At 64.2% G+C, this 20,690-nt stretch carries 17 protein-coding genes; 6 read left to right on the plus strand and 11 right to left on the minus strand.

Annotated elements, in window-relative coordinates; translation table 11 throughout:
• The first annotated feature begins 65 nt into the window (after window positions 1–65).
• Window positions 66–887 carry an aldo/keto reductase gene (locus tag ACPUD7_RS01040; RefSeq protein ID WP_425118826.1) on the plus strand — a complete coding sequence of 274 codons (822 nt, stop codon included), beginning with the start codon at window positions 66–68 and terminating at the stop codon, window positions 885–887.
• A 126-nt stretch (window positions 888–1,013) separates the two neighbouring features.
• On the opposite strand, the gene ACPUD7_RS01045 is transcribed toward ACPUD7_RS01040, so the two are convergent.
• The gene (locus ACPUD7_RS01045) at window positions 1,014–1,955 is read right to left on the minus strand and encodes a D-2-hydroxyacid dehydrogenase family protein (RefSeq protein WP_425118827.1); all 942 of its coding nucleotides are present in this window, start codon (window positions 1,953–1,955) and stop codon (window positions 1,014–1,016) included.
• Window positions 1,956–2,407: 452 nt separating this feature from the next.
• Here ACPUD7_RS01045 and ACPUD7_RS01050 point away from each other — a divergent pair, with 452 nt between their 5' ends.
• The 4 genes from ACPUD7_RS01050 to ACPUD7_RS01065 all read left to right on the plus strand — a co-directional run bounded on the left by ACPUD7_RS01050 (window position 2,408) and on the right by ACPUD7_RS01065 (window position 8,038).
• Window positions 2,408–3,388 carry an ABC transporter permease gene (locus ACPUD7_RS01050; protein WP_425118829.1) on the plus strand — a complete coding sequence of 327 codons (981 nt, stop codon included), beginning with the start codon at window positions 2,408–2,410 and terminating at the stop codon, window positions 3,386–3,388.
• Between the two features lie 101 nt (window positions 3,389–3,489).
• Window positions 3,490–4,362: an ABC transporter permease gene (locus ACPUD7_RS01055; RefSeq protein WP_425118831.1), complete on the plus strand. Its 873-nt coding sequence runs from the start codon at window positions 3,490–3,492 to the stop codon at window positions 4,360–4,362.
• Between the two features lie 11 nt (window positions 4,363–4,373).
• A complete protein-coding gene (locus tag ACPUD7_RS01060; RefSeq protein ID WP_425118834.1) occupies window positions 4,374–6,113 on the plus strand; it encodes an ABC transporter ATP-binding protein in 1,740 nt (579 codons plus the stop codon).
• A 212-nt stretch (window positions 6,114–6,325) separates the two neighbouring features.
• Window positions 6,326–8,038: an ABC transporter family substrate-binding protein gene (locus tag ACPUD7_RS01065; protein ID WP_425118835.1), complete on the plus strand. Its 1,713-nt coding sequence runs from the start codon at window positions 6,326–6,328 to the stop codon at window positions 8,036–8,038.
• Between the two features lie 206 nt (window positions 8,039–8,244).
• On the opposite strand, the gene ilvD is transcribed toward ACPUD7_RS01065, so the two are convergent.
• The 7 genes from ilvD to cysK form a co-directional block, all read right to left on the minus strand.
• A complete protein-coding gene (gene ilvD / locus ACPUD7_RS01070) occupies window positions 8,245–9,957 on the minus strand; it encodes a dihydroxy-acid dehydratase (protein ID WP_425118837.1) in 1,713 nt (570 codons plus the stop codon).
• Window positions 9,958–10,101: 144 nt separating this feature from the next.
• The gene (locus ACPUD7_RS01075) at window positions 10,102–11,046 is read right to left on the minus strand and encodes a 2-hydroxyacid dehydrogenase (RefSeq protein WP_135539591.1); all 945 of its coding nucleotides are present in this window, start codon (window positions 11,044–11,046) and stop codon (window positions 10,102–10,104) included.
• Between the two features lie 67 nt (window positions 11,047–11,113).
• Window positions 11,114–11,578: a MarR family winged helix-turn-helix transcriptional regulator gene (locus tag ACPUD7_RS01080; RefSeq protein ID WP_135539593.1), complete on the minus strand. Its 465-nt coding sequence runs from the start codon at window positions 11,576–11,578 to the stop codon at window positions 11,114–11,116.
• A 1-nt stretch (window position 11,579) separates the two neighbouring features.
• Complete coding sequence (locus ACPUD7_RS01085) at window positions 11,580–12,281, minus strand: CE1759 family FMN reductase (protein ID WP_425118839.1); 702 nt, start codon at window positions 12,279–12,281, stop codon at window positions 11,580–11,582.
• Window positions 12,278–13,456, minus strand: coding sequence for an LLM class flavin-dependent oxidoreductase (locus ACPUD7_RS01090; RefSeq protein ID WP_425118840.1), 1,179 nt, complete (start codon window positions 13,454–13,456; stop codon window positions 12,278–12,280). The genes ACPUD7_RS01085 and ACPUD7_RS01090 overlap by 4 nt, the downstream gene beginning before the upstream one ends.
• A 191-nt stretch (window positions 13,457–13,647) precedes the next feature.
• On the minus strand, window positions 13,648–14,391 hold the full coding sequence (cysE, locus tag ACPUD7_RS01095) for a serine O-acetyltransferase (protein WP_425118893.1): 744 nt from the start codon (window positions 14,389–14,391) through the stop codon (window positions 13,648–13,650).
• 196 nt (window positions 14,392–14,587) lie between these two features.
• Window positions 14,588–15,514, minus strand: coding sequence for a cysteine synthase A (cysK, locus tag ACPUD7_RS01100; protein WP_135539597.1), 927 nt, complete (start codon window positions 15,512–15,514; stop codon window positions 14,588–14,590).
• A gap of 357 nt (window positions 15,515–15,871) precedes the next feature.
• Here cysK and def point away from each other — a divergent pair, with 357 nt between their 5' ends.
• Entirely contained in the window at window positions 15,872–16,444 is a 573-nt protein-coding gene (gene def / locus ACPUD7_RS01105; protein WP_135539599.1) for a peptide deformylase, read from the plus strand.
• Between the two features lie 55 nt (window positions 16,445–16,499).
• Here def and ACPUD7_RS01110 read toward each other — a convergent pair whose 3' ends face one another.
• The 3 genes from ACPUD7_RS01110 to gatA form a co-directional block, all read right to left on the minus strand.
• Entirely contained in the window at window positions 16,500–17,534 is a 1,035-nt protein-coding gene (locus tag ACPUD7_RS01110; RefSeq protein ID WP_425118841.1) for a hypothetical protein, read from the minus strand.
• Between the two features lie 174 nt (window positions 17,535–17,708).
• Window positions 17,709–19,190 carry an Asp-tRNA(Asn)/Glu-tRNA(Gln) amidotransferase subunit GatB gene (gene gatB, locus ACPUD7_RS01115; protein WP_135539601.1) on the minus strand — a complete coding sequence of 494 codons (1,482 nt, stop codon included), beginning with the start codon at window positions 19,188–19,190 and terminating at the stop codon, window positions 17,709–17,711.
• Window positions 19,187–20,689, minus strand: coding sequence for an Asp-tRNA(Asn)/Glu-tRNA(Gln) amidotransferase subunit GatA (gatA, locus tag ACPUD7_RS01120; protein ID WP_135539603.1), 1,503 nt, complete (start codon window positions 20,687–20,689; stop codon window positions 19,187–19,189). The genes gatB and gatA overlap by 4 nt, the downstream gene beginning before the upstream one ends.
• Window position 20,690: the final 1 nt, after the last annotated feature.

Below are 20,690 nucleotides of genomic sequence, written 5' to 3' on the forward strand. Positions count from 1 at the left end.
CGTCGACCTTGACGTTATAGGCTCGTGGCAAGACCACCACACAACCCGTGACGAAAGGCGGCACCATGACGGTTCCCACACTCACCCTCAACGACGGCAAGACGATCCCGCAGTTGGGCTTCGGTGTCTTCAAGGTCGACCCCGAGGAGACCGAGCGCATCGTCACCGATGCCCTCGAAGTCGGCTACCGCCACATCGACACGGCTGCCATCTACGGCAATGAGGAGGGCGTGGGCCGAGCGATCGCGAAGTCCGGGATCGCCCGTGACGAGCTCTTCGTCACCACGAAGCTGTGGAACGACCGCCACGGTGCCGAGGAGTCCAAGCGGGCGCTGGGCGAGAGCCTCGAAAAGCTCGGCCTCGACCACGTCGACCTCTACCTCATCCACTGGCCGACCCCGGAGAACAAGAACTCCGTCGAAACCTGGGAGGCCTTCCCCGCCTACCGCGACCAGGGGCTGACCACCTCGATCGGCGTATCGAACTTCGACCACCGCTACCTTCCGGAGATCCTCGACACCGGCATCATCCCGGCTGTCGACCAGATCGAGTGCCACCCGCAGTTCCAGCAGGTCGACACTCGTCCCGTGCTGGCAGCCAATGACATCAGGATCGAAGCCTGGGGACCGCTGGGCCAGGGTCAGGTCGACTACGCGAACACCGTCATCGGTGAGATCGCGACGGCCCACGACAAGTCCTGGGCCCAGACCATCATCCGCTGGCACCTGCAGAAGGGCCACATCCTCTTCCCGAAGTCGAACAACCGCGACCGGATGGCGCAGAACTTCGACGTCTTCGACTTCGAGCTCAGCGATGCCGAGATCGCGTCGATCGATGCGCTGGAGAACGGCGGCCGCGTCTCTGCCGATCCCGCCGAGGTCAACTGACACTGTCCTGACAGACCGGCCCTCGCCGAGGCGGACCGCCCCTTGGCAGGGCCCGCCGGGCAATGCGGAAGCCGCCGGAGAGTTCCGACTCTCCGGCGGCTTCGTCGTCGTCAGCGGCTGGGGTCTCTAGCCGAGGACGCGGATCGGCTCGCCTGCGGCCCAGGCTTCGATGTCCTCAACTGCCTGAGTGAAGAAGATCCGGTACGTGTCCTCGGTGACATAGCCGAGATGCGGGGTGAGCACCGCGCACGGGGTGCTGCGCAGACGGTGGCCGACCGGCAGCGGTTCGAGATCATGGACGTCGAGTCCCGCGCCGCGGATCCGTCCCGCCTCCAGTGCCGCGATGAGCGCGTCGGTGTCGACGAGCCCCGCCCGGGAGGTGTTGACGAGGATGCTGTCTGGTTTCATGAGCCCGAGCTCGGCTGCCGAGACCAGAGCACGGCTGCGCGCACTGAGCTTGTAATGGATCGTGACGACGTCAGCGGTCGAGAACAGTTCCTCCCTGCTCACCGCTCGCACCCCCAGTGCTGCGGCCCGTTCGGCCTCGAGGTTCTGGCTCCACGCCACGACGTCCATCCCGAAGGCCGCACCCACCCTGGCCACCTTCGTTCCCAGCCGGCCCAGACCGACGACGCCGAGGCGGTGTCCGTCGAGGTCTCCCCCGACACTCGTCTGCCAGCCTCCGCTGCGGACCGAGGCGTCCTCGGCCGGGATGCGGCGCAGAACGGAGAGGATGAGTCCCCAGGTCAGCTCCGGCGTCGCCGAGGTGGTCGACTCGGTTCCGCAGACCACGATCCCCTGCGTATGCGCCGCCTCCACATCGATGGAGGCATTCACCCGCCCCGTGGTCACGAGCAGCCGCAGATCCGGCAGTCGTGCCAGTCGGCCGGCCGTGAACGCGGTTCTCTCCCGCATCGCCACAACCACCTCGGCGCCGGTGAGCACCTTGACCAGGTCATCGTCGTCGACGATGGGACGGTGGACGAACTCGACCTCGGAGTCGAGACGGGACCAGTCCGCGAAGTCCGCGGCCACCTGCTGATAGTCATCGAGTACGACGATGCGCATGTCATTCCCCTCGGTCTGTCCGCGAGTCCGAGCGACGACTTCGTCGCTCCATCACCATCTGAACAAATCCTCGTGCAGACACGATCAGCGCCCCGCAGCCGATACCCAGAGCACCAGCCGCAAGCCATGAACTGTAAGTCAGACCCGCGAAGATGAACCCAGCCACCGCGATGAGCCCAACCGGCCATGTCGGCAGATTTCGATGTCCCAGGACATCGCTCACCGCGACCGCGGCAACGGCCCCGACAACCACGATGGCGACATCTATCCAAATCACGAGACTAATCATATCGTCAAATTTTTTAGGATGCCTTGCCGAAATTGTCCAAATGTCGGATACCCTGAATGTAGTACACGTCACATCTGATCACCGTCGACCACAAGGGTTCCACCTGGAATGAAGACTTTCCCCAACCTGAGCAAACGACAAAGGATTCACAGTGCTTAGGTTCATGTCCATCCGAGCACTGACCTACCTGATTCTGGCATTCGTCGCCTCCAGCTTCGCCTACCTTCTGGCCGCCGGCCTGATGCATCCCGAAGCAATCCTCTACCCTCCCATCGCGAAGGAACCGGTCCCCCTCGAGACCGCGCAGCAGTACTTGGATGCTCGCAACATCAATCCGGATGTGCCGCTGTTCCAGCGGTATGCGAACTGGCTCGGCGGATTGGTCCGCGGTGACCTCGGCGTCACCACAGGCACCAATAAGGCGATGGTCCCGGTCTGGGAAGAGCTGCTCAACCGTGTGCCCATCAGCCTGCGCCTGGTGCTGCTCGGTACGATCATCGGAACCGTTCTCGGCGTCGCCCTCGGAATGGTCTCGGCTGTTCGCCGCCGTTCGATCGACGACCGGGCCTTCACCTTCGCTTCGTTTCTCATCCTGGCCCTGCCGACACCGGTGATCATCCTCATCGTCCAGCAGATCAACCAAGGTGTCCTCGACCTCACCGGCTGGGGCCTGCCGGCTATCAACCCCATCAATCCTCTCCTCGAGCCCGGGTCATGGGACGCGATCTCCTATCAGATCAAGGCTCTGGTGATGCCGACGATTGTTCTCACCGCAACTGCCGCAGCTTCGTATTCCAGGTATATGAAAGTCACGGCCCTTGACGTGCTCGGCAGCGACTATCTGAGAACGGCTCGCGCGAAGGGGCTTCGCCGCGGCCAAGCGATGACACGCCACGGTCTGCGCATGGCTCTGATCCCCATGGGACAGTACTTCGCGTTTGCAGTCGGGGCGGCTTTCGCCGGCTCGCTGTTCGTTGAGCTCATGTTCAACTGGCAAGGCATCGGCCGCTTCGCCATATCCTCGATTTCGCTGGCCGACGTGAACGGAACGGTGGGAGTTGTGCTCTACACAGCCGTACTGACCCTGCTGTCAGCAACCCTTGCAGATTTCCTGCAGGGCGTCCTCGATCCCCGGGTGAGGTGAGAGCATTGAGTAAAGAGAGTTCAGGAGTCTGGAACACGACGCTCGGCACACCCGATCCGACACATGTGCCAGATCCGGACCGAACCGACGAAAATGTCCACGTGCCGGCACCCCTCGGACGGACGGCTCTCATCCGACGCAGATTCTTCCGCAGCTCGGGTGCCTGGATCGGACTGACGACCTTCGTGCTGCTGATCCTCGTCGCGATCTTCGCGCCGATGATCTACCAGTACGGGCCGTTCGAACGCGATCTCGCGAATTCACTGACCGGACCGACGCAGTACCATTGGTTCGGAGTCAACGAAAACGGACTCGACATCTTCGCCCGGACCATGCAGGGACTGAGGATCTCGCTGGTCATCGGTATCGGCACCGCCATCCTCACCTCGCTCCTCGCAATACTCGTCGGCACCGTTGCCGGCTACGTCAGCAGCAAAGGAAAATGGGGCGCGATTGCCGACGGGTTCCTCGTCAACCTGACGAACCTCTTCCTCGTCGTCCCCGCGCTTCTGCTGATGATGCTCTTCAGCCCGGCGCTCCAGCAGGCATCATGGCTGTGGATGATCCCGCTGCTGTCTCTGTTCGCCTGGATGCTCACCGCTCGTGTCCTGCGCGCCATGACCCAGCAGCTGGTCAGGACCGAATACGTCGAAGCGGCCAAGTTCATGGGAGTCAATCCTGTCGTCAACATCCTGCGTCACATCATTCCCAATATCGCCAGCTGGATCATCATCGACACGACGCTCGGCGTCAGTGCTGCGATCCTCGGCGAAACCGGTCTGTCGTTCATCGGCTTCGGCATTCAGTACCCGCAGGTCTCGCTGGGAACTGTGCTCCAGGACTACAACATCTCAGCTCCGTACACCTGGATCCCGCCCGCAATGGTGCTCGCGGCGCTCGTCATCTCCATCAACATGATGGGCGAGGCGCTGCGAGACGCCCTCGACCCGACCAGCGATTCCAGCAGACTCTGAGGCCGATGACAATGACTGACACTGTGCTCACAGTGAACGATCTGAGCGTATCGTTCCCGTCCGAAACCAACACCGTTCATGCGGTCCAGAACCTGTCCTACGAGGTCAGGAAGGGCGAGGCCCTGGCGATCGTCGGGGAATCCGGTTCAGGCAAATCCGTCAGTTCGCTGGCCGTGATGGGGCTGCTGCCGGCCAACGCGAGCGTCTCTGGTCGCATCGACCTGCTCGGCCGCAACATGTTCGAGCTCAATGACAGACAACTGTCCACCCTCCGCGGAAACACGGTTTCGATGGTGTTCCAGGACCCGTTGTCGGCTTTGACTCCCGTCTACGAAGTCGGTCGACAGATCTCCGAGGTCGTTCGGATCCATCACCCCGAGGTATCACAAGCCAAGGCTGATGCGCGCTCGGTCGAGCTCCTCGACTCTGTCGGCATCCCGGATCCGAGCAGGCGCGCCAAACAGTATCCGCACGAGTTCTCCGGCGGAATGCGGCAACGAGCCATGATCGCCATGGCGATCGCCAATGAACCCGAACTGATCATCGCCGACGAACCGACAACCGCCTTGGACGTCACTATCCAGGCGCAGGTGATGGACCTGCTGAAGTCGGCACAGGAAATGCTTGGTGCCGCCACCGTTCTCATCACGCATGACATGGGCGTGGTGGCCGGGTTCGCCGACCGCGTCTTGGTCATGAAGGAATCGCGGATGGTTGAGGAAGGGGATGTCGAGGAGATCTTCTACAGACCCAGGGAGAAGTACACCCGAGACCTCTTGGCCGCAGTGCCGCGTATCGATCTCGACGATCCGAGCGAATCGAAGAGCATCGCGGGTTCGGCGATGGCCAAAGTTGCTGAGGTCTCCGAGACCCTCCTCCCTCGGGAGAAGCGTCCCGTCGTCCTCGAGGTGACCGACCTCGAACGCATCTTCCCTATCACCAAGGGTGCGCTCATCCGTAAGAAGATCGGCGAGCAACGGGCCGTAGACGGCATTTCGTTCGACATCCGTGAAGGCGAATGCCTTGCTCTGGTCGGTGAATCCGGATCGGGTAAGACCACTACCCTGCTGGAGATCATGCAGCTGCGCAAGCCGCAGAAGGGCGCGATCAGGATCAACGGCAAAGACACTTCTTCGCTCACTCGCGCAGACCGAGCGACGATGCGCAGCGACGTGACGGTAGTGTTCCAAGACCCGATGGCGGCACTGGATCCGAGGATGCCGATCAGCGACATCCTCAAGGAGCCGATGCAGGTTCAGGGGTACAGCAAGGAACGTATGAATGAGCGGGTCGATTGGCTGCTGACGACCGTCGGCCTCACGCCCGAACATGCTTCTCGGTATCCGGCACAGTTCTCCGGCGGTCAGCGACAGCGTGTGGGGGTGGCTCGCGCACTTGCCTGCGAGCCGAAACTCATCGTTCTCGACGAGCCGACCAGCGCTCTGGACGTCACTGTTCAGGCCGGAGTGCTGAAGATGCTTGCCGACCTCAGGTCCCGATTGGGCGTGAGCTTCCTCTTCGTCTCCCACGATCTGTCGGTCGTCCGTCACATCTCCGACCGCATCGCGGTGATGAAGTCCGGAAAGCTGGTCGAAATAGGAGACACCGCAAACGTCTTCGACGACCCGCGGCACGAGTACAGCCGCGAGCTGCTTGCTGCAGTTCCGATCCCTGATCCGGCCAAGGCCCGGGCTCGCCGCAGCACCACGATCGATGCCGAGGCGTTCTCCGGTTTTGGTGAGTCCCGATGACGAGAGAACTCATCGCTCTTGCCGGCTGTCACTCGCCCCCGGCCGTTCGACTGCGTGACCGAACCGTAAAGGAGCATCCACCAGGCAACGTCTCAAGAGCTTGACCACCATGTGAGTTCGTGGTGCGGACCACCACCGGCTCAGATTCTCAGCCCCCACCGTCCGAATACCGTCGCAAGGCGGCGGCCTCGAAATCAAAGGAGATGCAGAAAATGATTCTCAGACAGAAGTTCACCTGCGGAGTTGCCGCCATGGCAATCGCGGGTCTCGCGCTGGCAGGGTGTTCTCAAGCACCCGAAGGCGGCGGCAAGGACGGCGATGACAAAGCGCTCGACGCCAGCGCCAATGAGATCAATGCGAAAGACCGCGGTGAGGTCGGCGACGGAGGCGACCTGCGGCTGACCAACAATGCCTTCCCAGCGAATTGGAACATCCTCAATCTCGACGGTTACGAGCGCAATACCACCGACATGATGGAAGGCATGTTGTATCCGAAGCTCTACAGCTACACGGCCGATGGCGAGGTCGTCCCGAACAAAAATTACACGAAGCGTCTCGACGTGGTCTCCGAGGATCCTCTCGTCGTCGAGATCGAGCTCAACGAGGGGATGAAGTGGTCGGACGGCACTCCGATTGACTACAAGTCCATTGAAAATGTCTTCAAGACGATGGACGGTTCGAAGGAGGACTACAATATCGTGTCCTCCGAGGGCTATGACCAGGTCAAGAAGATCGAGAAGGGCGACAACGACCTCACTGCCAAGGTGACGTTCAAAGAACCCTACGCGGACTGGAAGGGGCTGGCCGACGTTGCCCCTGATTCTCTCGTCAAGTCTGCCGAAGCGTTTAACGAGTCGTGGGTCAAGGAGCCGAAGGTCACGGCCGGGCCGTACAAAATCAAGAAGATCGATTCGAAAAACAAGACCGTTCAGGCTGTCCCCGACGACAACTGGTGGGGAGACAAGGCTCCCCTGGATTCTGTCCTCATCACCACGATCGAAGATCCTTCGGCAGCGGCCTCCAGCTTCCAGAACGGACAGCTCGACGCCATCGAAACCACGGTTCCCGCCCAATACTCCGTCGTCAAGCCGATGATCGACAATGGTGCCGAACTGCGCCGCGCATCAGCACCAGACTGGAGCCACATCACCCTCAACGGCGAAAAGGGCGGACCGTTGGCTGACGAGACTCTGCGCCAGGCGGTCTTCAAGACCCTCGACCGCGAAGAGATCTTCCTCTCGGTCAACTCGACGATGCCTTACCCGAAGGACACCGAGCAGCTCAACAACCGCATGCTCATGACCAACCAGAACGGATACAAAGACACTGCCGGCGACCGCGCAGATGCTGACCCAGCCGCCGGAAAGAAGATGCTCGAAGACGCCGGCTACGAGTACGACGACTCGGGCAAGGCGACGAAGGACGGCGAGCCGATCACACTCGAATACGTCTACAACGACGGGTCGAAGACGAACGAAGCAGTCCTGCCCGTTGTCCAGGAGAACCTCAAGGAGATCGGAGTCACAGTCAAGGAGCACAAGGTCCCGCCGACGGATCTCTTCGCCAAGTACATCGACCCCGGCAAGTACGATATGACGCTGTTCGGCTACGTGGGCAATCCGTTCCTGTCCAGTGGTGACTCGATCTGGAAGACCAACGGTGGCCAGAACTTCAGCAATACCGGCGATAAGGAAGTCGATAAGCTCCTCAACAAGGCAGCGGCTTCCACCGATGAGGACGAGCGAACAGATCTGATGAATCAGGCAGACGATAAGCTCTGGGACGTCGCCGGCGTCATCCCGCTGTGGCAGTCCTACGACTTCTTCGTTGTCAACCCCGACCTCGCCAACTACGGCGCCTTCGGCTTCGAAAGCCCCGACTGGACGAAGATCGGATACGTCAAGGGATCTGACAAGCTCAAGTGATCCTCAGGTGATTCTCGTCTGAGTGGCTGGGGCCGCTGCCGACAGGCAGCGGCCCCAGTTGCTTCCTCCGTTCCCTCTCCCTGCTTCGGCAGTGCCAACGGAAAACGCACAGAAACGCCGAGGCGGTGCAGATGATTCGTCTGCACCGCCTCGGCGCTGGTGTTGGTTCTGCCGCGGACGACGGTCAGCGGCTGATCAGGACATGCTCAGAAGCAGACCGCGCCCTTCGACGCCGACTGCACGAGCTTCGCGTACTTGCCGAGCACACCGGTCAGGCGGTGGTTGTCCGGAATCGTCCAGGTCTTGCGACGTTCGGCGAGCACCTCCTCATCGACGTGGAGCTCGATGGAGCGAGCGGCGATGTCGACGGTGATTCGGTCCCCGTCCTCGACGAGCGCGATCGGGCCGCCGTCGACGGCTTCGGGAGCGATGTGGCCGATGCACAGCCCCGTCGATCCTCCGGAGAAGCGGCCGTCGGTGAGCAGCAGGACGTCCTTGCCGATCCCTGCGCCCTTGATGGCTCCGGTGATCGCGAGCATCTCGCGCATTCCGGGGCCGCCCTTGGGACCCTCATAGCGGATGACGACGACATCGCCCTTCTTCAACTCACCGCCCAGCACAGCGTCCATGGCCGGCTTCTCCTGGTTGAACACGCGCGCCGTGCCTTCGAAGACGTCGGCGTCGAAGCCGGCCGACTTCACCACGGCACCTTCGGGTGCCAGCGATCCCTGCAGCACGGTGAGACCGCCGGTGGCGTGGATCGGGTTGTTCAGGGCCCGCAGGATCTTCCCGTCCGGGTCCGGAGGGTTGATGGACTCGAGGTTCTCGGCCACGGTCTTGCCGGTCACCGTCATGCAGTCGCCGTTGAGCAGCCCGTTGTCGAGCAGGGCCTTCATGATCACGGGCACGCCGCCGATCTTGAAGACGTCGTTCATCACGTACTGGCCGAAGGGCTTGACGTTGCCCAGGTGCGGGACCTTGTCGCCGATGCGGTTGAAGTCGTCGAGCTCGAGGGTGACACCGGCCTCGTGGGCGATGGCCAGCAGGTGGAGCACGGCATTGGTCGAGCCGCCGAAGGCCATGACCACGGCGATCGCATTGTGCAGCGATTCGCGGGTGATGATGTCCTTCGTCGTGATGCCGCGACGCAGCAGTTCGACGACGGCTTCGCCCGACTTCCGCGCGAACATCGTCCGGTTGCGGTGGATGGCCGGCGGGGCGGCCGAGCCGGGCAGCGACATCCCCATGGCTTCGGCCGCAGAGGCCATGGTGTTCGCCGTGTACATTCCGCCGCAGGCACCCTCACCGGGGCAGACGGCGCGCTCGATGGCGTCGACGTCACCTTGGGTGATCGTCCCCGCCCGGCAGGCGCCGACGGCTTCGAAGGCGTCGATGAGGGTGACTTCCTCCTCCGAACCGTCCGAGAGCTTCGCCGTTCCCGGCATGATCGAACCGTTGTAGAGGAACACGCTGGACAGCCCGAGGCGGGCGGAGGCCATGAGCATTCCGGGAATCGACTTGTCGCAGCCGGCCATGAGGACCGAACCGTCGAGCCGTTCGGCACTCATCACCGTCTCGACGGAGTCGGTGATGACCTCGCGGGAGACCAGCGAGTAGTGCATGCCCTCATGGCCCATGGAGATGCCGTCGGAGACCGAGATGGTTCCGAACTCCAACGGGAAGCCGCCGGCCTCGTGGACACCTTCTTTGGAGGCCTGGCCGAGGCGCTGCAGCGACATGTTGCAGGGCGTGATCTCGTTCCACGAGGTCGCGATGGCGATCTGGGGTTTGACCCAGTCGTCGTCGCCCATGCCGACGGCGCGCAGCATGCCGCGCGCAGCGGTGGCTTCGAGCCCATCGGTGACATCGCGGGAACGGGGTTTGATGTCGGGGGTGTTCGTGTTCGTATCGATGCTCATGCAGGCATGCTACGCCCGATTCCAGCATCCGCACGCCCGACTCTCGCATGGTGGAACCTCTCCTGGGCACCATGCGAGAGTCGGTCGCTCAGCCGACGATTCGAACCTGCTTAGGTCAGGCTCTCGTGACCTATTGTCGGTGCCTCAGATCTTGACGAGGTTGACCGGTTTCTCACCGTCGTTGATCCGGCGGACCTGCTCGGCGAGGATCTTCACGACCCGCGGTTCGAAGGCCGAGGTGTCCCCGCCGACATGCGGAGTCACGAGCGTATTCGGCGTCCCCCACAGCGGGTGATTCCGCGGCAGCGGCTCGGGGTCGGTGACGTCGAGAGCGGCGTGGAGGCGCCCGGTCGTCAGCTCGGCCACGAGAGCGTCGGTGTCGACGACCTTGCCGCGGGCGACATTGACGATGAGCGCATTGTCGGGCAGCAGTCCGAGGAACTCGGCATCGACGAGGTGGTGCGTGCCCTCGTTGAGCGGGGTGATGAGCACGACCACCTCGGTGTGGGGAAGCAGCTGGGGCAGCTCATCGACGCCGTGGATCTTGCCGCGGTCGTCCTCACGTGCACTCGAGGCGACTCGGGTGAGCTGAACTTCGAACGGGTCGAAGCGGTCGGCGATGGCCGAACCGATCTCGCCGACGCCGACGATCATCACCCGGCGATCCTGCAGGGACCGGTACCGGTGATGCTCCCACGTCCGGGAGACCTGTGAGCGCACGGCGTCATCGATGCCGCGCAGGCTCGCCAGGGTCAGGGCGAGCGCGAGCTCGGCGGTTCCTCCGGTGTGCACTCCCGAGGCGGTCGCGACCTCGATGCCGCGCTCGGGCAGATGCGCCACGGGGTCGTAACCGGTCGTCTGGGTGATGACGAGCCGCAGGTTCGTCAGCTCGTCGAGCATCTCGATGGTCGGGCCGGAATTCAGATACGGCAGGACGACGACGTCGACGTCATCGTGGCTGAGCTTCGGTGAACGCTCGGCGTCGGAGAAGACGACGAGGTCGACATTGGCCCGTTGGTGGGCGGGGATCTGGGCGATCACCCGGTTGCGGAGCTCGGAATTCGGGAATGCGATCGTGGTGATGGACATGCCCTCATTCTGACACGCCGCCCGAACCGGCGCCGAGACCTTCATCACTCTGAGATGACCGGCCTCGTCACTCAGGCAGAGCGCGTCCGATCCGCGCGAACACCGATTGGAGGACCTCAAGCTCCTCATCGCTGACATGCTCGAAGAAGATCTCGTCGACATAGTCCTTGTGCTGCGATCCGGCGGCGAGGAACGCCTGCGCCCCGGCCTCGGTGAGCGCCACATTGTGGGCACGCCCGTCCTCGGGACACGGAGTCTTCGTCACCAGCCCCGAGTCTTCGAGGACCTTGATCCGGTAGTTCAGTCGCGACGGCGAGAACACGAGTTTCCTGGCCAGGGCGCTCATCGTCAGCGTCCGCTCGGGCGCCTCCCACAGCAGGAGGAGCGTGTTGTAGTCGCTGACGGTCAGGCCCGCATCGTTCTTCAGCTGCGCCTCGAGGGCCTGGCGGACCCGCTGCGATGTCTCGAAGTAGGTCCGCCAGGCGTTCTGCGCCAGGGCCTCCCGGCCGAGGCCGAATCTGATCTCGGTCATCTCAGCCCTCGAGCAGCTGCGCGAACGGAGTGATGCGTTCGGGGTCGAACTCATCGCCGCCGCGCTCACCCGAAACCGCGCCGAAGACGGATCGTGCGGGCGCGGATTCCGGGTCGTCCGCCTCGGCGAGGTCATCGACTCCGAGCCCGGTCAGGCTCGCGGTCAGCGAGACGAGCTCTTCGGCGGCCTGCCGGATGCGCGCATTGAGCGCCCGGCCGCTTTCGACGGAACCCCAGTCGTCGGTGGCGGCGAAGACCGTGGTCGGCACGACGATGCCCTTGAGATAGGCGAGCATCGGCCGCAGCACCGCGTCCCCGGCCAGGGAATGTCGGGCGGTGCCGCCGGTGGAGGCGATGAGCACGGGGGTGCGTGCCAGCGTCCGATCGTCGATGAGCTGCCAGAACAGTGTGTGCAGCCCGACCGGGGCGGCCTTGTAGACGGGGGCGACCGAGACGATGGCGTCCGCGTTCGCGACCGTCGTGAACGCCGCTTCCAGCGCTTCGGACCGGAAGCCGGTCAGGGTCATATCCGTGAGCGCGGTGGCGAGGCTGCGGACGTTGATGATCTCGGTGACCACCTCGGTGCCCACGGACTCCCCCACCGAGGCGGCTGTGGCGAGGATCCGTTCGGTGAGTTTGAGTGTGGTCGAGTCCTCGCTGAGCGAGGTGTTCACGGCCACGATCTTCATCGTCTGTGTGCTCATGCCTGGTCGGCTCCTTCCTTCTTCGCTTCTGCGGCGCGTGCCTGCCGGTCCTCGTATGCTCGCGAACCGGGTGCGCCGCCGGGGACCGGGTCGCGGCCCTCGCGGTGGCGGATGACGAGCGATTCGTGGGTCGGGGCGTCGGGAACTTCGGCGGGCCGGTCCTTCGCGAATTCCTCACGCAGCACCGGGATGACCTCTTCGCCGAGGAGGTCGAGCTGCTCGAGCACGGTCTTGTGCGGCAGCCCGGCGTGGTCGATGAGGAACAGCTGGCGCTGGTAGTCCCCGGCCCAGTCGCGGAAGCCCAGGGTCCGCTCGATGACCTGCTGCGGCGAGCCGACGGTCAACGGGGTCTGCGTCGAGAAGTCCTCGAGGCTGGGGCCGTGGCCGTAGACCGGGGCGTTGTCGAAGTAGGGCCGGAATTCGCGCACGGCATCCTGAGAGTTCTTGCGCATGAACACCTGTCCGCCGAGGCCCACGATCGCCTGGCTCGCGGTGCCGTGCCCGTAGTACTCAAAACGCTGCCGGTACAGCTGGACCATCCGGGCGGTGTGCGAGGTGGGCCAGAAGATGTTGTTGTGGAAGAACCCGTCACCGTAGTAAGCGGCCTGTTCGGCGATCTCGGGACTGCGGATCGAGCCGTGCCAGACGAAGGGCGGCACCTCGTCCAGCGGAGTGGGCGTGACGGTGAAGCCGTTGAGAGGAGTGCGGAACTTGCCCTCCCAGTCGAGGTTCTTCTCCCGCCAGAGACGGTAGAGCAGATTGTAGTTCTCGACGGCCAGCGGAACACCCGAGCGGATGTCCTTGCCGAACCAGGGGTAGACGGGCCCGGTGTTGCCGCGCCCCATGATGAGGCTGATGCGGCCGTCGGAGAGGTGCTGGGCGTACGAGTAGTCTTCGGCGATGCGCACGGGGTCGGTCGTGGTGATGAGCGTGGTCGCCGTGGAGAGTTCGAGCGTCTCTGTCTGTGCGGCGATATTGGCCAGCAGCACCGGCGGGTTCGCGGGAGCCACGAACGGCGGATTGTGATGCTGGCCGGTGGCGAAGACGTCGAGGCCGACCTCTTCCGCCTTCTTCGCGATCTCCACGGTGTTCTTGATCCGCTGGTGTTCGCTGACCGTGGTGCCGTCGGTGGGGTCGGTCGTGACATCCCCGATGGTGAAGATTCCGAATTCCATGTCTGCTCCTGCTTCTCGGGACTGCGTTCACTAGCTTCAATTTTGAAGTAACTAGTTGAAAGCTTAACAGACATGGTCGTGGAAGTATTCCCGGGGACCGATCGAGGCTGAGAACGGGGACCGAACGAGGCTGAGGACACAGAAGTGCCCCACCTCCGAGGTGGGGCACTTCGCGGGAAGTTCGGCTGAGTTCAGATCCAGAGCGCGGGATCCTCGAGGACGAAGTCCGGGTACTTCGCTGCGCTCTCCGCGTTCGCGGAGGACGTCGAGTCGGCGGCATCCGCGCTGGACTTCGCGCCGCCAGAGGCGGAGGAGGCGGCCCCCGTCTCCTCGGCGACGGCGTCGGGCTTCCTCTTCGCGCGCACCGTCGCGGGAATTCCTACGGCACTCGAATCCGCTGCGACGTCCTTGACGACGACGGCGTTAGCGCCGACAGCAGAATTGTCGCCGACGACGACGGGACCGAGGATCTTCGCCCCCGCGCCGATGAGCACATGATTGCCGATCGTCGGATGCCGCTTCGTCTGCGCCATCGAGGTGCCGCCGAGCGTCACCTGGTGGTAGAGCATGACATCATCGCCGATCTCCGAGGTCTCGCCGATGACGACTCCATTGGCGTGGTCAATGAAGAACCGACGGCCGATCTTCGCTCCCGGGTGGATCTCGACCCCGGTGAGCGTGCGCACCATCTGCGATATGAGTCGCGCCGGGGTCTTGCCGGAATCGCGCTGCCAGAGTCTGTGCAGTCCGCGGTGAGCCCAGATCGCGTGCATTCCCGGATACGAGACCAAGGAGACGAAATCACTCGTCGCCGCGGGATCACGCCGGCGCACGGTCTCGAGGTCTTCGCGCAGGGTCTTGCGCACCTCGGGGCGGCTGAGCCCATAGACCGCCGCTCCCGCGGCCGCAGCGGCCGCCGTCCACAGTGCTTTCATCATGTCCGTCCTCGTGCTCACTCGTCGTGTCTGGTCTGCTGTGCTTCTGCACCTGCGCCACCTCGGTGTGCGGCCTGCGCCGCCTCGGTGTGTCGCTTCGCTTCGCTCGGGCCGTGCCGCCTCGTGGTCGTCGACAGATCCGAGACAGCGAGGGCGCCAAACCGGAGTTTGACGCCCTCATGCCGATGCCTCGGTGTCAGTCGAGGTACTCGGAGAACAGCGGGGTCGACAGGTAGCGCTCACCGAAGTCGGGCAGGATCGCGACGACGCGCTTGCCGGCGTTCTCCGGCCGGGCGCCGACCGCCTCGGCGGCAACGAGCGCGGCACCGGAGGAGATGCCCACGAGCAGCCCCTCTTCCTTCGCGACTTCACGGGCACGGTCGATGGCGGCATCGTTCTCAACGGCGACGACCTCGTCGTAGATCTCGGTGTCGAGGATGCCGGGGACGAAGTTCGCGCCGAGGCCCTGGATGGCGTGCGGGCCGGCCTTGCCTTCGGTCAGCAGCGGCGAGGCGGCGGGTTCGACGGCGACGATCTTGACGTCGGGGTTGGCCTCGCGCAGGGCAGCGCCGGCACCGGAGATGGTGCCGCCGGTGCCGATGCCGGAGACGAAGATGTCGACCTTGCCGTCGGTGTCGGCGAGGATCTCGGGGCCGGTGGTCGACTTGTGGATCTCAGCATTCGCCTGGTTCTCGAACTGGCGCACGAGCACAGCGCCGTCAGCGGCGAGTTCCTCAGCCTTGGCGACAGCGCCCTTCATGCCCTCGGCCTTGTCGGTGAGGACGAGCTCGGCACCGAAAGCGCGCAGCAGTGCACGACGCTCCTTCGACATCGACTCCGGCATGGTCAGCTTCACCTGGTACCCGCGGGAGGTGCCGACCATCGCCAACGCGATGCCGGTGTTGCCCGAGGTGGCCTCGACGATCGTGCCGCCGGGCTTGAGCTCACCCGACTTCTCTGCCGCGTCGATCATGGCCACGCCGATCCGGTCCTTGACGGAATTGCCGGGGTTGTACGACTCGAGCTTGGCGACGATCTCGGCACCGGTTCGCTCGCTGGCCTTGTTGACGCGGATCAGCGGCGTACGGCCGACCAGGTCGGAGACATTGTTGAAGATGGTCAATGTAAGTCCTTTCACGCTTCTGTATTCACCCACCGCCACAGGCCCTCACTGTTTGGCAGACCTGCTGAGACAGGGATTGAGCGACAGCTGGCATCTCGTGGTCCGAGACGGCTTGTGCTCATCTTAACCACGCCTCCCCTGAACATGTTCCCAGAATTGTTGCTCAACAATCCGTGTTCGCTCGCGGCGAAACCATTCGACTTATCGTGTAACATTCGGCGTTCCTGCGGCGAGGACTCGTGAACGTCGATCGCATACGACCCTTCAACCGCTGAGCAATCGGGACCGGCTTCTCGCGCCCGCGGCAGCACGGGTGCCGGGCGCGGCGCGGACGTCGATACCGATACGATTGTGCTCATGGCTATTCATCCCATCGTCGTCTACGGCGAGCCCGTTCTGCATCGCCGGGCCGAGAAGATCACCGAGTTCGACGAGGCTCTCGCCGCGCTCGTCGCTGACATGCACGAGACGCTTGACGCCAGCAACGGCGTCGGCCTGGCCGCACCGCAGATCGGCGTCGGCAAGGCTATCTTCGTCTTCAACGCCGATGACGATCACGGCGTCCGCCGCCGCGGCACCTTCGTCAACCCCATCCTCATCGCCTCGAAAGTCCCCGATACCCGCCCGGATCCCGAGGACGAGTCCGAGGGGTGCCTATCGGTGCCCAGTCTCGACTTCCCCCTCAAGCGCGCCGACCGGGTCACCGTCAACGGCGTCGATGAATCGGGACGGCCGGTGACGCTCACCGCCGAAGGCTGGTTCGCCCGCATCATGCAGCACGAGTACGACCACCTGCAGGGGACTCTCTACGTCGACCGGTTGGACAAACGCTGGTCGAAGAAGTGGAAAAGTGCGCAGGCGGCCCACGGCTACAACGAACCCGGCCGTTCCTGGATGCCGGGAGTCGACCCGGACCCCTTCGGACACTGAGGAGATCGGGCCTCGAGTTCGTCGATGGACTCAGGCCTCGAGTTCGTCGATGGACTCAGGCCTCGAGTTCGTCGATCGACTTCTGTGCCGCGGCCAGTCGGGTGTCGAAGTCGTCGAAGTCATCGGCCGTCTCGTCGAGTTCAGCGACGAGACCGGAGATGATCGACGATTGTGATTCCGCATCGATGCGCAGCTCCCGGAACTGCCAGTCGGCGGAATCGTCGGCGGCGGTGCGGGAGAGCACGTCGAGGACGCGGTCACCGAGTTCGCGTGAGCGTTCGGAGTTGTGCAGCAGCATGAGCTGCTCGTCGAGTTCCAGCAGCCGTTCATAGTACTCGTACATCGACTCGACTCGATGCGCCATCGAGGTGAAGGCGACGGCCAGCTTCTGCAGATAGGTCTCAACCGACTTCGCGGTTCCCGCATCGCGGATGCCCTCGATCTCCTCCCGCAGGCTCACGAGTTCCTGCAGACGGATGCCCACGGATGCCACAGCATGGTCGAGGTCGACTCGCGAGACATGGTCTCTGAGGATCGGATGGGTCCACGCACGGGTCCGAACGATCTTGCGGGCGATCATCACGGCCAGGTGGAACAGCCGCTGCTCATCGGTGTCGCGCCCGTCCTTGCGCCCGGCGATATAGCCGAGGCTGGTCGGGGTGATCCAGCGGGCGCCGGTGGCCGTGGAACGATTCTTCCGGCTCAGGCGCTTCGGATCACGCAGGTATTTCGGCCCGGTGACGGCGGCGAAGATACCGGTGCCCACCGCTGTGGCCGCTCCCATCCCGCCGAAGGTCAGTGCCGCGTCCCCGAACCCTGACAGCAGGGCGATCCCTCCGGGTGCGGCGAATCCGGCGGTCATGGCCGTACCGGCGGCGGTGCCGCCTTTGAAGAGAACACTCGAGCGGAAGAAGTTGCGGCCCATCCCGCCGGTGAGCATGATCGCGCTCGGCGCTCCTGCCGTGTATCGGTAGCCGCGGGCATTCCACGCGCGCATGACGTCGTCGTTGACGCTCTCGGGCACGAGGACCCGATAGATCGGGGCCGTCTTCCCGCACTCTCTCTTCCACAGAGACTTCCACTCGGACACCGTTTCACCTCCACGCGTGTGGTGCACGACTGCGGCACCCAGACTGCCGAGGGGAATCGGCAGCGACCGCAGGAGAATGCGGAAAAGCCACACCCTCCGCTGTGCTCGGGAGCCGGTCGGCTCCCTTGGACGCACAGTCTAGAGGGTGTGGCTGGATCAATCCTGAGTCGAAGCTCAGCCGTTGATCTTCGCGAGGATGAGATCCTTGGCCTTGCCGGCATCGGCCTGACCGCGGGTGGCCTTCATGATCGGGCCCATGAGCGCACCGATGGCCTGCATCTTTCCGCCCTTGATCTTCTCGACCACATCGGGGTTGGCTGCGATGGCCTCCTCGACTGCGGCTTCGAGAGCTCCGGTGTCCTCGACGATCTCGAGGTCACGGGCCTTCATCACCTCGGCGGGGTCGCCCTCACCGGCAGCGACTCCGGACAGGACGTCCTTGGCCAGCTTGTCGTTGAGTTTGCCCTGACCGATGAGCTCGACGAGCTCGGCCACCTGTGCAGGGGTGACGAGCTCGGTGGGGCGCTTCTCTTCCTGGTTCGCCAGGCGGGCGACCTCACCGGTCCACCACTTGCGGGCCTGGGCCGGCTTCGTGCCGGCGGCCACGGTGTCCTCGATGGCCTCCAGCAGTCCGGCGTTGACGATGTCACGCATCTCGAGATCGCTGAAATTCCACTCGGCGAGCAGCCGCCGACGCTTCTGCGCCGGCAGCTCGGGCAGAGTCGCCCGCAGCTGCTCGACCCAGTCGCGGCTGGGCTCCAACGGTACGAGATCCGGTTCCGGGAAGTAGCGGTAGTCATCGGCATCGGACTTCGGCCGTCCCGAGGAGGTCTCGCCGGTCTCTTCGTGGAAGTGACGGGTCTCCTGGACGATCTTCTCGCCGGCCTCGAGCAGGGTCGCCTGGCGGGCGATCTCGAAGCGCACGGCGCGTTCGATCGAGCGGAAGGAGTTGACGTTCTTCGTCTCCGTGCGGGTGCCCAGCGGAGCATCGGGGCTCTCGCGCAGGGAGACGTTGACGTCGGCGCGGACATTGCCCTGTTCCATGCGGGCCTCGGAGACGTCGAGGGCGCGGAAGATGTCCCTCAGCGTGCGCACATAGGCTGCGGCCACCTCGGCGGCGCGTTCTCCCGTCCCGGTGATCGGGTGGGTGACGATCTCCACGAGAGGAACACCGGCGCGGTTGTAGTCGACGAGCGAATGGTCCGCGCCCTGGATGCGGCCGGTGGCCCCGCCCACATGCGTGTTCTTGCCCGCGTCCTCCTCCATGTGGGCGCGTTCGACGGGGACGGTGACGATGGTGCCGTCCTCGAGTTCGACCTCGACCTGACCTTCGGAGGCGATGGGCTCATCGGACTGGCTGGTCTGGAAGTCCTTGGGCACGTCCGGGTAGAAGTAGTTCTTGCGTGCGAACCGGCAGGTCTCGGCGATCTCGCAGCCGAGCGCCAGACCGATCTTGATCGCGTACTCCACGCCCTTCTCGTTGACCACGGGCAGGGACCCGGGCAGACCGAGAGACGTGGGGGTCACGTTCGTGTTCGGTCCCCCGCCGAAGGTGTTGGGGGCGGCATCGAACATCTTGGTCGCGGTGCCGAGCTCGACGTGGACCTCGATGCCGATGACCGGATCGTACTTCTTGATCGCGTCTTCGTATTTCACTTGGCTTCCAGTCCTTCCGCGAGAGTGTCGAGCACACGTCCGCCGGCAGATTCGAGTGCGGCTTCGAGCGGTCCTGCCACCTCGTAGAGCTTGATGTCTTCGCGGGCCGGGGCCAGTATCTGGAATCCGACGGGCAGACCGTCGGCCAGTCCTGCCGGCAGCGACAGACCGGGGATGCCGGCGAGGTTCGCCGGGATCGTGGCGACATCGCCGAGGTAGAGGGCCATGGGATCCGCGGCCTTCTCCGCGCCGAACTTCAGCGCGGTGGTCGGAGCGGTCGGGGACACGAGGACGTCGGCGGCTTCGAAGGCCTTGGCGAAGTCGTTCTGGACCAGGGTGCGGATCTTCTGCGCCGAACCGTAGTAGGCGTCGAAGTATCCGGCCGACAGCGCGTAGGTGCCGAGGATGATGCGGCGTTTGACCTCATCACCGAAACCGGCGGCGCGGGTGGCCGACATGACGGTCTCCGCGGTGACGGGCCCGGACTCGGGTTCGACCCGCAGACCGTAGCGCATGCCGTCATAGCGGGCGAGGTTCGATGATACTTCGGAGGGCATGATGAGGTAGTAGGCGTCGAGCGCATAGGAGATCGCCGGGCAGTCGACCTCGACGATCTCGGCACCGGCGGCTGCTGCGACATCGAGGGCGGCGGAGAACGCGTCGCGCACTCCGTCCTGGTAGCCCTCGCCGCGCAGCTGCTTGATCACGCCGAGCTTCTTGCCCTTGAGGTCACTGGTCTGTGCGGCATCGAGGAACCCGCCGACCGGTTCGGGCAGCGAGGTCGAGTCGAGCGGATCGTGTCCGGCCAGCAGCTCATGCAGGGCCGCGGCGTCGGCGACGGACCGGCCCATCGGGCCGACCTGGTCGAGGCTTGAGGCCATGGCGATGATGCCGAACCGGGAGATCGATCCGTAGGTCGGCTTGACGCCGACGGTGCCGGTGAACGCGGCGGGTTGGCGGACGGAGCCACCGGTGTCGGTGCCCACGGACAGCGGTGCCTGGAATCCGGCCAGTGCAGCCGCCGCACCGCCGGAGGAGCCGCCGGGAACATGGTCGAGGCTCCACGGGTTGCGGGTGTCACCGAAAGCCGAGTGCTCGGTCGTCGATCCCATCGCGAATTCGTCGAGGTTGGTCTTGCCGAGCACCGGCAGACCGGCGGCCTTGACCTTGTTGTGCACCGTCGACTCGTACGGCGGCACCCAGTTCTCAAGCATCTTCGAACCAGCGGTCGTGCGCACCCCCTCGGTGACGACGAGGTCCTTGAGCGCGACCGGCACACCGGCGAGCGCATGGACGTCCTCACCGGCTGCGCGCTTGGCGTCGACGGCCTTCGCGGTCTGCAGTGCCAGCTCGTCGGTGACGGTGATGAAGGAGTTGAAGTCATCCTCGGTGGCGGCGATGCGGTCGAGGTGCGCCTGAGTGACCTCGACGGAGGAGAACTCGCCGGACTTCAGTCCTGCCGCGAGTTCGAGTGCGCTCTTATTCGTCATCTCTGTCATC

This window comes from Brevibacterium sp. FAM 24630 (assembly GCF_049804075.1).
In the GTDB taxonomy this organism is placed as follows: Bacteria; Actinomycetota; Actinomycetes; order Actinomycetales; family Brevibacteriaceae; genus Brevibacterium.

What these genes read in the sequence shown, in the direction of transcription:
- ACPUD7_RS01040 (WP_425118826.1), top strand. Translation starts at nt 66, where the DNA reads ATGACGGTTCCCACACTCACCCTCAACGACGGCAAGACGATCCCGCAG.
- ACPUD7_RS01045 (WP_425118827.1), bottom strand. Translation starts at nt 1,955, where the DNA reads ATGCGCATCGTCGTACTCGATGACTATCAGCAGGTGGCCGCGGACTTC.
- ACPUD7_RS01050 (WP_425118829.1), top strand. Translation starts at nt 2,408, where the DNA reads ATGTCCATCCGAGCACTGACCTACCTGATTCTGGCATTCGTCGCCTCC.
- ACPUD7_RS01060 (WP_425118834.1), top strand. Translation starts at nt 4,374, where the DNA reads ATGACTGACACTGTGCTCACAGTGAACGATCTGAGCGTATCGTTCCCG.
- ACPUD7_RS01065 (WP_425118835.1), top strand. Translation starts at nt 6,326, where the DNA reads ATGATTCTCAGACAGAAGTTCACCTGCGGAGTTGCCGCCATGGCAATC.
- ilvD (WP_425118837.1), bottom strand. Translation starts at nt 9,957, where the DNA reads ATGAGCATCGATACGAACACGAACACCCCCGACATCAAACCCCGTTCC.
- ACPUD7_RS01075 (WP_135539591.1), bottom strand. Translation starts at nt 11,046, where the DNA reads ATGTCCATCACCACGATCGCATTCCCGAATTCCGAGCTCCGCAACCGG.
- ACPUD7_RS01080 (WP_135539593.1), bottom strand. Translation starts at nt 11,578, where the DNA reads ATGACCGAGATCAGATTCGGCCTCGGCCGGGAGGCCCTGGCGCAGAAC.
- ACPUD7_RS01085 (WP_425118839.1), bottom strand. Translation starts at nt 12,281, where the DNA reads ATGAGCACACAGACGATGAAGATCGTGGCCGTGAACACCTCGCTCAGC.
- ACPUD7_RS01090 (WP_425118840.1), bottom strand. Translation starts at nt 13,456, where the DNA reads ATGGAATTCGGAATCTTCACCATCGGGGATGTCACGACCGACCCCACC.
- cysE (WP_425118893.1), bottom strand. Translation starts at nt 14,391, where the DNA reads ATGAAAGCACTGTGGACGGCGGCCGCTGCGGCCGCGGGAGCGGCGGTC.
- def (WP_135539599.1), top strand. Translation starts at nt 15,872, where the DNA reads ATGGCTATTCATCCCATCGTCGTCTACGGCGAGCCCGTTCTGCATCGC.
- gatA (WP_135539603.1), bottom strand. Translation starts at nt 20,689, where the DNA reads ATGACAGAGATGACGAATAAGAGCGCACTCGAACTCGCGGCAGGACTG.